8 protein-coding genes are annotated in these 12,891 nt (G+C 57.5%); 3 read left to right on the forward strand and 5 right to left on the reverse strand.

Annotated elements, in window-relative coordinates; all coding sequences use genetic code 11:
* The first annotated feature begins 79 nt into the window (after positions 1–79).
* The gene (locus BQ8011_RS03115) at positions 80–538 is read left to right on the forward strand and encodes a MarR family winged helix-turn-helix transcriptional regulator (RefSeq protein WP_072457311.1); all 459 of its coding nucleotides are present in this window, start codon (positions 80–82) and stop codon (positions 536–538) included.
* A 53-nt stretch (positions 539–591) separates the two neighbouring features.
* On the opposite strand, the gene BQ8011_RS03120 is transcribed toward BQ8011_RS03115, so the two are convergent.
* From BQ8011_RS03120 to BQ8011_RS03130, 3 genes are all read right to left on the reverse strand, one after another.
* On the reverse strand, positions 592–1,032 hold the full coding sequence (locus BQ8011_RS03120) for a GNAT family N-acetyltransferase (protein ID WP_072457313.1): 441 nt from the start codon (positions 1,030–1,032) through the stop codon (positions 592–594).
* 70 nt (positions 1,033–1,102) lie between these two features.
* Entirely contained in the window at positions 1,103–2,257 is a 1,155-nt protein-coding gene (locus tag BQ8011_RS03125; RefSeq protein WP_083429982.1) for a bifunctional glycosyltransferase family 2/GtrA family protein, read from the reverse strand.
* Positions 2,258–2,260: 3 nt separating this feature from the next.
* Complete coding sequence (locus BQ8011_RS03130; protein ID WP_072457315.1) at positions 2,261–3,346, reverse strand: phosphodiester glycosidase family protein; 1,086 nt, start codon at positions 3,344–3,346, stop codon at positions 2,261–2,263.
* 148 nt (positions 3,347–3,494) lie between these two features.
* Here BQ8011_RS03130 and BQ8011_RS03135 point away from each other — a divergent pair, with 148 nt between their 5' ends.
* A complete protein-coding gene (locus tag BQ8011_RS03135; protein ID WP_072457316.1) occupies positions 3,495–8,804 on the forward strand; it encodes an endo-alpha-N-acetylgalactosaminidase family protein in 5,310 nt (1,769 codons plus the stop codon).
* Between the two features lie 109 nt (positions 8,805–8,913).
* Here the strand turns inward: BQ8011_RS03135 and BQ8011_RS03140 are convergent, their stop codons facing one another.
* Together BQ8011_RS03140 and BQ8011_RS03145 are read right to left on the reverse strand one after the other, a co-directional pair.
* Positions 8,914–10,707, reverse strand: a complete 1,794-nt coding sequence (locus BQ8011_RS03140) for a cell wall protein (RefSeq protein ID WP_231945359.1) — start codon at positions 10,705–10,707, stop codon at positions 8,914–8,916.
* A 260-nt stretch (positions 10,708–10,967) separates the two neighbouring features.
* Entirely contained in the window at positions 10,968–12,074 is a 1,107-nt protein-coding gene (locus BQ8011_RS03145) for a methyltransferase domain-containing protein (protein ID WP_072457320.1), read from the reverse strand.
* 180 nt (positions 12,075–12,254) lie between these two features.
* On the opposite strand from BQ8011_RS03145, the gene BQ8011_RS03150 reads away from it, so the two are divergent.
* The gene (locus BQ8011_RS03150) at positions 12,255–12,710 is read left to right on the forward strand and encodes an RNA-binding S4 domain-containing protein (RefSeq protein WP_072457322.1); all 456 of its coding nucleotides are present in this window, start codon (positions 12,255–12,257) and stop codon (positions 12,708–12,710) included.
* The last annotated feature ends 181 nt before the right edge of the window (positions 12,711–12,891 follow it).

Raw genomic sequence — 12,891 nt, forward strand, 5'->3', positions numbered from 1 at the left:
GAAAATTCGTCCGGTTTATTTGCGCATTTGCGCAGGTCAGGGGGTAGTTTTATTTCTCTGAGGCTGATAAATTGAAAGGGTGATTACTCAAAGCAATGAGACTCTCCTTGATGAGAGCGAAGCTGAGCTTTGGCACGCGTGGAGTTCTGTTACGCGTGCTGTTCAGAGCGCCTTGGGTTCCGAAATTAGCAAGAGCGCTCCTTTGGCTTTAATCGAGTTTGAAATGCTCGATGAGCTTGCTAATGGAGAACAGCCCATGCGTTCTGGAGAGCTTGGGGCTCTTGTCTCGTTAACGCGCTCTGGAACCAGCCGCGCGATCTCCCGTCTTGTCGCAAAGGGCTTCATCAGTAAAGAAGGATCGTCAACGGATCGACGCTCTGTTCTTGTGTGCCTCACCCCCGAGGGGCGCAAGGCCTACGAGGCCGCAAATAGTGTATTCGCAAGCGCAGTCCGCAGCGGGCTTCTCAGCGCAGTAGACGGCAGCGACCGCGACACCTTGCTGAGGATCCTGAACGTCATCTCCGACACGATTCTCTAAAAGAAAAGTGGGGCAGCGTTAGCTGCCCCACCCCACATTCTGGGTCTACACGGTTAGAACGACTTCCTGTAGACGTTGGTTTCGCGCTGAAGGAAACCAACCCGACGGTAGAGGCGGTTCGCCGCCTCTCGCGTCGGCCGGGATGTCAGATCGACTGTCCGAGCCCCCAACGCCTTGGCGTGGTCCACTGCGGCTTCCACAAGACTTTGACCAACGCCCTGTCCGCGCACGGCCTGATCCGCTACAACATCTTCAATCCACGCGCGCCTTCCCGTTGGAATATCAAAGACGACCAGGGAGAGCATCCCCACGATCTTCTCCTCATCATCAACGGCGCACACCAGGTGCAGGCATTCTTGGTCAAAAAGCTCCTTAATCTGTTCCATAGACAAAGGCTGCGCAGAGGATGACAGCTGCGGAAGCAAACGATCAAAGGCCTCGTGAACCTGATCATGAGAAGAATCGGGAAGCGTATTAAGAATCTCGATACGCATGGGTGCTCCTTAATTGGTGCGTGGACATGAGCCAAAGTTATGCCATTGAGGATAGCGCGCGAGGGCTCCTTTAGGAGGCACGGCTCAAGCGAAGTGTATCGTTATGTGAACCCACTGCAGCACGTGCGCGTAATGAGTGCACAGCCGCGGCTTGGACAGGAGTAGAGCGACCACAAGTGTTTTCTTGCCCGGAGGCCGTCTCCTTCTCCGGAGCGAAGACATAGCGGCTCTGCGCGGAGTAGGACACCAGATACATCGTCGTGTCAGCGATGATCTTTGCCAGCCATAGCGGCACCCCCACGCTCGTCATCACGGAAAGCATGATGTAGGAGCCGGCGACGACCGCAAGGGCCAGAGACGCATAACGCATCGCACTGCGACGCAGGGAGGTGCTCTTGGCCTCGAAGACATGGCGATTCATTGTGAAGTTCACCGAAGCGCTGACCAAACGAGCAGCAACAACGGGGAAGAGCAAAGTACCCGTGAGAGCGTTCAAGAGAAGAACCAAAACGTAGTCGATAATGGTCGCAATTCCAGAAGAAGCAGCGAACTTCAGGAGCGGGGCCCAAATTCGTGCGGAATCTTGCAGCGGACGGAAGTGAGAGGTCGGGTTGCCGGCCTCGTAAATCGTCTCAATCGGGATTTGTGTCACCGGATGACGGTACTTCGCAAGCTGCAAAAGGACGCGCAGCTCGTACTCATAACGATCGCCCTCAATATCGATCAAGGTCGGCAAAAGATCAATCGGGAAGGCACGGAGTCCAGTCTGGGTATCCTTGAGCTTCCAGCCGGTTGCAAGCCAAAAGAGCCCAGAGGTCGCACTATTTCCAATCCTCGAACGCGCCGGAACATGACCGACGAACTCGCGGACGCCCAGGACACTCTGATTGGACGTCGCGCAGGCCTGGCCCACGCGGAAGATATCCACCAGTGTGTGTTGGCCATCGGCATCTGCAGTCACAACGCAGTCATTGATTCCAAGGCTTTGGGCATGCTCGTAAATGTAGGTGAAACCAGCCCGAAGTGCGTAGCCCTTACCGCGGTTACCTTCGTAGGAGATGACGTGTGCGCCCGCAGTGCGCGAGGCATCGAAGATCTCCCGGTATTCTTCGCCGGAACCGTCATCGACCACAACAATGCGCATTGCTGAATCAGCTCGGTGCAGCTCAAGGATGAGACGCGGCAACCGTGCATCCGGTTGGTAAGCAGGAATTAACACGTACATGGCTCAAGCTCCCTTCGTGATGTAGATGATGTCGGAGGTAGCGCGTTCGCCACCGTTAGAGGGGTTGTTGACGACTTGGCCGTTGAACCACATTTCAGAAGAGCCGCCGCCGTCCAAGTTGTAGGCGGTCTTTGCGCCCAGGCTCTGCATGATTTTGGCTAGGCCGCTCATCGTTACGCCGCTTGACGTGCGAGAACGTCCATCCACAACGACGAAGACAAAGTGGTTGTCGTCGATGATTCCGATTGCGGTTCGCGGCTGATTGCCCTGGATGGAGTGGTTACCGAAGTTGGTATCGATCTCCAGGTTGTCGATTCCGCTGATCACCTGGCCGTCCTGCAAAAGAGCCGGACCGAAGGAGAGAGTCTGCCACACGCCCTCGTTGACCAGGGTTTGAGCGTTGGTTTGCGTTTCGTCGTAGACCTTCATCGTGCCGTCCTTGTAGATGGCCAGGCCCTGACGAGCGCCACTGTCGCGGTAGATTGTGCCGTTTCGGATCACGATGCCCGTCGAGCGGAAACCGTAGTAGTCGCCGTTAATAGCGAAGACCGCGTTGTTATCCGTTGCGATCGAGGACACCAGGTCCGTGATGTTCGCGCCGAACTGATCGTTTGCGAAAGCGGAACGTAGAGCAGTGGCATCGGAGAGCTGGACATCGGCGACGTAATAGGTGACGCCGTTGTTTTGGACCTGCTTGACGGAGATCGTGGTGTTTCCGTTCGTGTAGGTATCCGAGGTGATCGTTGCGCTATCCGTGTTCAGAGAAGTTGTCTGCGCGTTGCCCTGCGCGGCCTCGTACGAAGAAGCACTGGTGACTTCAACGTGGTCGATCACGTAGCGGTTGAGGGCCCACGCGGTGGTACCACCCAAAGCCAGCGTGATCGCGGTTGCACCCGCGATGATTCCGTTGCGCAGTCCCTTGCGGCGACGCTTCGCGGGGCGGGTGCGTTGGGTAGGAGTATTGTGTTCTGCCGAGGCCGAGCTTGCGTGAGTGGCCTGGGCGGTGGCTGCCTGCTGGCGGGCAGCGAAAGAGCGGGCAAGGTCATCGGCCGAAGGAGTGGCCGGAGCGGGGAAGTCATTCTTGTTCATGCCCCTAGAATTCACGGCCGGTTTCTGTAGGGATTATGGACAAGCTGTGCTCCACCTGTGGAACAAATACCTCTCAAAAACTCCTTGCATTTGATGAATGTTCGCTGGAAGATAGATGAGTCACGTCTAGGCAAAGGAGCCCGACACGATGATAGACAAACGCGTCTTTTGGCGACCCCTGGCCATCCTTGGGGCACTCGCCTTGTCCCTTCCGGGATCAGCGGTTGCACATGCTACTGAAGGTGCAACAGATACCCCCGTTATTCTCAACGCGCCCACGACCATTAGCGCGGGACAACTTCGTGCAACGGTCTCGCACGAATTCCCGCAGGTCACCGGATATACCTTTGCGGGAAACCCCGTTGGCGGCCGCGCGGAAACGCTTCACCAGGTCACGATCGACGGAAACCAATACACCGTCGACACTGTTGAAGCGCAGCGTGTTTCCGACCAGAAAGTCGCCTACACGGTAACTTTCGTCGGCAGTGAGATCACGATGAAAGCCGAGATCGAGGTACAGGAAATTACCTCCCGCTCCCAAGGAACGGAGGGCGCAAAGCGACCGACTTTGACCTTCCGCATCACTGAGATGAGCGGCGCGCACACGGTGGAAATTCCCGGCCACGGCCTCGTCTCAGTAAATGCAGACCAAGGCGGAGCATACGCATGCGGCATCACGGGAGTATCCCGAGGCGCAGCCAATGGCGACTCCTATGCGGGTGTTGACGATACTTTTGCCAGCATCACCGCCTCGACACCCATTGATTACTACGAACAACCCAGCGCCTACCTCATGGTCAACACCAATAAGGTCGCCGTCGGTATGGAAACCAACGCAACCTACGACCAGCCTCACGGCTATGAAAACAACTGGAATTCCAGGTGGAAGCGCCAAGTTATCGAACAAAACGGCATCAAGACTCTGATCGCGCAAAACGGTCAGTGGACCTACCGTTCCGAGGCCGCGACGGATGCTATTGGGGACGAAGAACGCCCCTACACGACACTTGTCTTCACAGGAGACGCGAACTCTTCGGGCGGCGTTGATTGGCAAGATGCCGCAGTTGCCTATGCGGATATCACTCCCGAGATCACCGGCGCAGCCGACAATCATAAGTGGGTTGTCACCCACATTCCCTTCGATTTCGGTTCGGCCGCAACCCATCCCTTCCTCCAGATCGCCGATGACGTCAAGCGCGTGAGCCTTGCGACTGACGGCCTGGGGCAGCGCGTCATGGTCAAGGGCTATGCCTCTGAAGGCCACGATTCGGGCCACATGGACTACGGCGGTAACGTCAATACTCGCGCCGGTGGCGAGGCCGACTTCGGCACCCTCTTCGCCAGCACGAAGGATGTCAATGCGATCTACGGCGTTCACGTCAATACGACCGAGGCCTACCCGGAAGCAAACTCTTTCCATTCTCTTCCCTTCACCGGTGGCCGCGGGTGGAACTGGCTCAACCAGTCCTACTACGTCAATCAGCGTGACGACTTGGGCAATGGCGGTGCCGTTAATCGCTTCCAGGAATTGCGCAATCAATTCCCCTTAAGCAAGTACCCGAATTTCCGCTGGATCTACATCGACGTCTACTACGGTTCGGGCTGGCAAGCTGACCGCTTGGGCAACGAACTCAACAAGATGGGATGGGAAGTCGGATCTGAATGGGCAGACCGCTTCGAGAGGCACTCGCTGTGGTCACACTGGTCGAATGACGAGCACTACGGTGGTGCAACCAACAAGGGCTTGAACTCCCAGGTCATCCGCTTCGTCGACAATGCGAATAAGGACAATTGGAACCCGAACGTTGTCTTGGGCTACCCCCAGATTGTCGAGTTCGAAGGCTGGACTGGCCACCAAGACCAAGACGCGTTCTATCGCAATATTTGGTCAAACAACCTGCCCAGCAAGTTCCTCCAGAACTCTCGCATCATGCGCTACGACACCGCGGATGCAGGGGATGGCAAGACGAAGCACACCTACACATTTGCCAATGGAACGGTGGCTTCAGGGGCGACGGCGGTTACTGCTCAAACAGAGGCTAGCTACGTCGTTGGGACGATTCAGGCAGACATGTCTTCCTCGCGTGAATTTGTCTACGACGGGGCAACAGTCCTTCGAGGCGATAGCTACCTCTTGCCGTGGAAGGACAACGGAACTTCTGCCGGGGCAGATCGCCTGTACTACTACAACCCCGCTGGAACTGCAACGGAGTGGACGCTGACGAAGTCGTACCAAGGTGTTGGGTCTCTGGCTCTCTACCGACTCACCGATCAAGGACGCGTGAAGGTCACTGATCTGGCTATTTCCGGCGGAAAGGTCACCATCCCGGCCTCGGTCTATGACGGAGTGGCTGAAAGCGATCGTGACCACACGGCCTTCGTGCTGGTTCCAGAAAACGCTCCCGCAGCCGTCTCAACCCCCGCATGGGGTGCAGGAACCGTCTTCGCTGATCCCGGATTTAACTCGGGAAGCTTGAGTGGCTACACAACGGCTGGTTCAGTGAGCGTCGTGAAGGATCCTCACGGTGATCCTGTCGCGCAACTGGGTGCAGGCAAGGCCTCGCTGTCCCAAGAGATGACCCTGAACGCAGGAACCTACCAGGGCAGCGCGTGGCTCCAAATCAACAATGGAAAGACCCGCAAGGTCACTATTTCCGCCTCGGGAGATGGAGTGACAAGCGCTGGATCGCAGCAGCGAAATGGGGACTTGGGGGCTACTCGAGACAAGCCTGTGACGACAGTATTTGAGGACTTCGAGAATATTGCGGAAGGCTGGGGCCCCTTCGTCAAGGGCGACGCCGGCAATATCACGGACCCGCGCACAGTCCTGGCCTCGCTGAACGCTCCCTACACTCAACGAGGCGGAGTCCTTCCCGATCGTTCACGAAAGGCGACGGATGATGCGATCGCGGGACACTGGTCGCTGAAGAGCCATGAAGAAAACGGCGGTCTTGTCTACCGGACTGTTCCGCAGACCGTGAATCTGCAGGCGGGACACCGCTACCGTATTTCCTACGATTACGACAACGCCGTGAGCGGTTCATACTACTGGGTCACCGCATACGATTCTGCGGGATCTGACGGAGTCAGTGCGAACTATCTCGATTCGACGCTCCTTCCCCAAACGGAGAGGCCCTCGCACTTCGTTGAAGAACTCAATGTTGGTGCTTGCGGCTCCTACTGGGTTGGCCTCTACAACGTCCAGGGAGGAAAGTCAGGAAACGATTTCTCGATCGATAACTTCCGAGTCGAAGATCTTGGAACAACCGCCGACGTCCCCGCCTGCGCTGCTGCGAGCATCGCAACCCAGGGAAGCGCGATCGAAGGCAAGACCGTCCAAGTGACAACGACCTTGGTGAATAATGAGTCCGCGGACGTCACCAATGTCCGCAGCGAATTGAGTCTTCCGGCTGGGTGGAGCGCACAGGCGACTTCGCCCACGACTGCCGAGACTCTTGCCAAGGGAGAAACCTTCACCACCACGTGGACAGTGAGCATTCCCGAAGGGGCCGGCGGCAATGCCGTCACCTTGACGCACCAGGCCCACTACCGGATCGGTGATGAGGACCGTACCGCTGTGGGCACAACGAGTGTGACAGCCCTGGGATCCATCAGATCCAATGCCGTCAACTACCTATCTGACATCCCCTTCTCATCGACGTGGAACTCCAACGGCTGGGGACCTGTCGAACGTGATAGCGAGGTCGGTGAAGATCAAGCAGGAGACGGTGATCCGATCTCGATGAATGATCAGCCCTATGCCAAGGGTCTGGGCGCACACGCTCCCAGTGACCTCGGTTTCGAACTGGAAGGAAAGTGCACAACCTTCAAGGCAACGGTTGGCGTGCAGGATGGACAGTGGAGTGGCTCAGTGACCTTCCACGTCATCGGTAGCGCTGACGGTTCCAACTGGTCCGATGTCGTTCCAGAAACTTCGGTCATCAGGGGAGGAAGCGAACCGAGGGACATCTCGGGCAATGTTCGAGGGATGAAGTACATCCGCTTGATCGTTGGAGACGGCGGCAATGGCAACGGTAACGACCACGCGAACTGGGGTAATGCCCGCGTCCTGTGTGGAAACGCTACCGAGGGTGGTGACACCCCCGCCCCTGAGCCCACTCCGACTCTGACGCTTAAGGACTACACGGGAGCCCTCCAGCTGGTCAGCGCACCCGCTGCCTACGAAGGGAACCCGGCCTCGAACATGTTCGACAAGGACCTGACGACCTTCTACGACAAGGATTGGGTCAACCTCACCGATCACCCCAGCACGATTGATCTCGCACTCTTCGAAGGAAACGATCCCACTGGCGCACAGCCGGTGAGTATCGGTGGCCTGTCGATCGCAGGACGCGCGGGGCAAGCTAATGGCCGGCCCAAGGCCTACGAGGTCTATGTTGGCCAAGACGCAGCGAACATCAATCAGAAGGTCGCCGAAGGCACTTTGAGAAACACGGCTCTTGCTCAGCGCATTACCTTCGACGAGGCCGTGAACGCGAAGTATGTTCGCATCCGAGTCCTGAGCAATTACAAGACCAAGGCCGACCAACCCGATGGCCTACTTGCAATCGCCGAGCTGGGCGTTCTTGTTCCCGACGGAACGACGCGCGCAGCTGTTTCGGGTAGCGACCGCAGTGCTGGTACGCGAAGTGCACGCCGTGCTCGCTCCTTGGATGATGAACAAGCGCTGACGGTGAATACAAATGCTGAAGGACTGGTCGGACAGAACTATCTGGATGTCCAGACGGTGAACGATACCGATCCTGCTGCAAACCCGGAGACCGTCATTGACCGGACCTGGGCCGAAAACTGGATGGCTGCGGATCAGAAGCACCGGACCAATAGCGATCCTAGTTCCTTCCAACGCGTTCCTGTGACTTTCACGGTCACGAAGGATGGAACGAAGGTGCGTTTCACCATCGCCGCTGATGAGGGCGATGCGCCGGTCTTATTCGACAATCTCCGCATGGTGAAGATCGAGCGTCCTACGACCAACGATCTTCTTGGCGTGGATTGCATGGCTGATCCGACTCCGGAGGCATGCACAACAATGCGGGCGAACGCACGCATTGGCTTGAGCACTGCGCTCAGCGTCTCGCTGCCGGCACCGACTCCGGATCCAACGGCGGACCCAACTCCGGACCCAACGACGGATCCAAGTACTCAGCCGACAACGGATCCCACCACCCAGCCAAGCGGGGATCCAAGTACCCAGCCTAGCGGGGATCCAAGTACCCAGCCTAGCGCCGATCCTTCTCAAAGCGGCGCACAGCAGGCTGGCTCCGCCTCTGCAGAGCAAGCGGGCACGGCCTCGGCAAAGGATGGAAAGAAGAAGAGCACTCGCAAGGGCAAGAAGTCATCTCTTGCTCGCACAGGTGGCGAAACAAGCACGATCTTGATCAGTGCTGCCCTTCTGACAGCTGCGGGCTATGCGCTGCGCAGGCGGCGCATGAATTGAGGTGAGTATCCCGGTGGGGAGCTGAGCTGAGGGGCAGCTCCCCACCACACATAAGGCGGGGGTGCCGGTGAATCACCGGCACCCCCGCCTTATGACTATGAAATGCGAATTACGAGCGCTTCTTCCGCATTGTCGCGGCGCCAATAGCGCTTGTCCCGGCAGCGAGCAGCAGCACTCCACCGGTGATAGCACCGGTCTTGGCGAGCTGCGTTGCAGGCGTGGGAGGAACCGAGGGCGTGACCGTCGTCGGTGTCGGCGTCGGACCAGGCTTAAAGGACAGGCGCGTCACGTAGGGATGCGACTCGCTGGTCGTGTACTTCAAGGTGTGCTTCATGAGCGGAGCTTCGTCCCATCCGGCAGAAGGGCCGGTCATGGGGAGCCTCCATCCGGCGCTAAAAGGGATGTCCGAAGGAGGACAAGCAGGCGACGGGGGATCGAATACTGTTCCAAGAACAGGGTGAGGCTCGGCCGGTTCGACAGTTTCGTATTCGCCCATAGTCGGAGGGCATGCGGGTGAAGGCTGCCCGGGTATGACGATGGCACCGAGTTGCTTCTCGACATCAACCGAGATAGTGCCCTGTGTGAGGTGATCGATCGTGTAATCCGAATCGGCAGTTGCGGAATCAGTGAAGGCAATCTTCTTAATGGTGATCACTGCTTCACCTTGAAGCCCCGCCATCGCATCCTTGAGGGCTTCAATGGTGGTGATCTGATCGGGGTTATCGAAGTCAACGGTGACCGTTGCGGTCTGTCCATTAATTGCCACTGTCTTCGCTGAGAAGCCCTGGGGAAGCCCGGTCACCGAGATGGCCGAGGGGTCAGAAAACTTTAGCTGTGCAGGAAGAGTGATCTGGGTTGTGAAGCCCAAGTGAGCATTCTTCAGCGCAATATCGTCGAAAGCGTTGGGAGTCTCGTCGTATTTCTGGAGGAGATCCGCAATGCGTCCACCGCGAAGGTCATTCAAGTGAACGACGTTCTCGATGGTCAGAAGCGAGTTCTTATTCTCGGCGTGGATCTCTTCCTTCTGAGTTGGGGGGTTCTCATCGGTGCCGATTTTAAAATCGGTGTCGATCGCCGGGTCATCACCGTTGACCGGAAGAGAGCCGAAAGCCTTCTTGTACTTGTAAATGCCGGTCAAGCGATCCGAAGAGAGCTCCCAGGTGGAGAATTCGTAGTCGGGAATTCCTGCGGCTTGGAAGAAATTCGGTCCGGTCTTCGGGGGCTGCAAGTCGTGGCCGTCTTCTTCGTCAACCCAGCGCGTTGTCCGGGTTGGTGCGGACGCGAAGCAGTCGGTAGGCGACTCCGCCAGCGTCAGGGTCTTCGTGTCGAAGTTAAAGACCTGAGCGGGGGTGGTCGATGAAGCGAAGAAATTGAACTTACCTGTAACGGTAACCTGTTCGCTGGCCAGTCGAGTCGCTTCCGTGGGGTCAGTTGTGCCAATGGCATAGGGGACCTGGACCTTGATCGTGTGCTGGCCGGGGTTGGCTTTCTCTGCATCGTAGATGTCGAGCAGCTGCTGCCAGTTCAGATCCTTGAACTGGATGTTCGCCGTGACCTGTGTGCGGTCAGAGTTGGGGGAGAACCAGGTGTAGGCGAGCATTGACGAGGTAGATCTCGCGCGAGACGTCCCCAAATTGACTTCCTCAGGGACACTCACGGTCAGTGTGATGTCGGAGTTGTAGGAGCTACCGGAATCGTGGGGGGAGAGCCCCTGCGCAGCTGCAGCGCGGATTTCGGCCTCGTGGCCTGCAAGAAGCGTGGTGATCGGGATATTTACTACGACGGTACCGTGATAGGTCGTGATCACAGGATCGGTATTACACACAGTCGTCGTTGTAGAAGAGGCGTACTGCGAAAGAGGGAAGGCCTGGTCATCGGCTTGAGCGCCGCGAGGCGCAAACATTGTTACCGTACCTGCGGCGAAAAGGGCCAGCCCAGCGCCTGTAGCCAGAACTCTCCGGCTTTTTCTCATTATGTCCCCCAGTTTTTGATGCGTGTTTAAAACGTCGTGATTCAGGATTTTTTCAGTGTACTCATTGTTGATACAAAAGCACATCGTCTATTGACGAGCTTAGCTTTGGATTGAATGTTCTACAAGGCGCGGTCACATCGCGCACACCTGATCCGCATCTGCACCATCGCACACTCGACGTCCCCGCCACACTAGGGCAATTTTTCCAGCAACAGCGCGCACTCCATGTGTTCGGTGTGGGGGAACATATCGAAGAGTCGCGCCTGTAGCGGGGCATAATTCGGCATTCGTTTCAGATCGCGAGCAAGCGACTTGGGGTTGCACGAGGAATAGATCACGTAGTGCGCGCGTGAATCATTAATCCACCCCGCCAAAGCCTCACCAATGCCGCGCCGCGGGGGATTGACGACGATAGCCTCGGGACAGGCGTCAACGCCCTGGTCGAAAGCCCACTGTGCGGCGTCTGCGGCAATGAACGTTACACTATCGCACACCCCAGCATCGGCGGCGGTGCGCTGGGCCGAGGCGATGGCCTCGGGAGAAATCTCAACGCCGCTTACACGCTTAACCCCGCCAAGCGCCGCATGCAGGGCAAAACCACCCACTCCGCAGTACAGATCCCACAGCGAGGTTGCACCGCTGCTGCGCGCCCACTGCGCGACTTGGCGATACAGTTCCGAGGCCACGCCCGTGTTGGTTTGCGAAAAAGACCTCGGCCCCAAGTGCAGTTCGACATCGCCGACGAGCATTGGCAGGGTCGTTTGCTCGGAGATCACAATTTCTTCATCGCCCTCAACAAGGGCCGCGTGAATGGGAAGGATGTTGACGGTGACGACCTGGAGCGTGGGGATGAGGGATTGCAGAAGAGGCAGGCGAGAACGCAGTTTCGCCAGTTCGCGCTTCGATCGCATCACGAAACGGATCATCAAGGTTTCATCGGAGCCCTGGGTCACAAGAATCTGTTTGAGTTCGCCTGTGCGTTTCGTGATGTCATAGGGCTCAATTCCGGTGCTCCTAATGAATTCCTTGAGGGGATCAATGCTTCGAGCGATGGTGTCGGTGTGTGCGATGCAGTGAGGAAGGTCGACGCCGGCGTACGTGGGCGCTGGGCCGGTGATGCCCAGAGTTGGATGCTCGGCCGTGCCGCCGATCGCGAACTTTGCCTTCGTTCGATAGTGAGAAGGTGTCGAGGCCGCAGGAGGGAGCCACTGCATGGCGGATGCGTGGGGGATGCCGGCAAGGATCTTTTTGACCGTACTTTGACGCCGTGCAAGCTGAAGATCATAGGGAGTGGGCATTAATGGACACGAATGGCACTGTCCGCTTGTTAAATGTTCGCACTCCATCGCTTCATCTTGGCATCTTGCTCCTTTCTTTGCCACAAACGAGGCCGAGTGGGCGCTGAGTGGCGGAACGCCACTTGTGTGGGCGGTGGGGGAGTAAGAAGGCTGCAAGCGCGTGGGAGTTAAGATGCTGCCATGAGTGAAAAGCCGGGCGTGAGCGCAGTTGATGAACCGCGTGAGGTCCCTCAGGGGGCGCTCGCGAGTGGCGAAACCATGCGCATTGACACATGGCTGTGGGCAACTCGCCAGGTGAAGTCGCGTTCTCAGGCGACGGCGGCTGCTCGCGCCGGACACGTCAAGCTCAACGGGGAATCGGTAAAAGCTGCGCAGAAAGTGCGGATGGGCGATGAGGTCCGTCTGCGGGTGGAGGGTTTCGACCGTGTCCTTATTGTTCGCAAGCTTCTTGTGAAGCGTCTGGGCTATCCCTTTGCGAAGCTGTGCTACGAGGATCTCAGTGAGCCGAGGCCTCGGCTGGGGGTCTCCTTCGCCCAGCGTGAACGCGGGAGTGGGCGCCCGACGAAGAAAGAACGTCGCGATATGGAGAAATTTCGCGGAAAGAATCCCGACTTTTCCGCGGAATTTCAGTGGTAATTGGCGTTGCCGCCAATTAAAAGTAGGAAATTTTGGAAAACAGGGAATAAAACCCTCCAAAAGAAGTTGAGTATGTCAGACTCAAGGTTGGGTGTAGCGCTTGCGGGCATGAGACTTGATCCCTAAACTTGAGTGCAACAGGCTCAAGGTGGTCTGGAGGTCGACATCCTCGGCCACCACA

It is taken from the genome of Actinomyces marseillensis, from assembly GCF_900155605.1.
GTDB lineage: Bacteria > Actinomycetota > Actinomycetes > Actinomycetales > Actinomycetaceae > Pauljensenia > Pauljensenia marseillensis.

Coding starts and splice junctions, on each gene's coding strand:
- BQ8011_RS03120 (WP_072457313.1), bottom strand. CDS start 1,032: ATGCGTATCGAGATTCTTAATACGCTTCCCGATTCTTCTCATGATCAG.
- BQ8011_RS03125 (WP_083429982.1), bottom strand. CDS start 2,257: ATGTACGTGTTAATTCCTGCTTACCAACCGGATGCACGGTTGCCGCGT.
- BQ8011_RS03130 (WP_072457315.1), bottom strand. CDS start 3,346: ATGAACAAGAATGACTTCCCCGCTCCGGCCACTCCTTCGGCCGATGAC.
- BQ8011_RS03135 (WP_072457316.1), top strand. CDS start 3,495: ATGATAGACAAACGCGTCTTTTGGCGACCCCTGGCCATCCTTGGGGCA.
- BQ8011_RS03140 (WP_231945359.1), bottom strand. CDS start 10,707: ATGTTTGCGCCTCGCGGCGCTCAAGCCGATGACCAGGCCTTCCCTCTT.
- BQ8011_RS03145 (WP_072457320.1), bottom strand. CDS start 12,074: ATGCCCACTCCCTATGATCTTCAGCTTGCACGGCGTCAAAGTACGGTC.
- BQ8011_RS03150 (WP_072457322.1), top strand. CDS start 12,255: ATGAGTGAAAAGCCGGGCGTGAGCGCAGTTGATGAACCGCGTGAGGTC.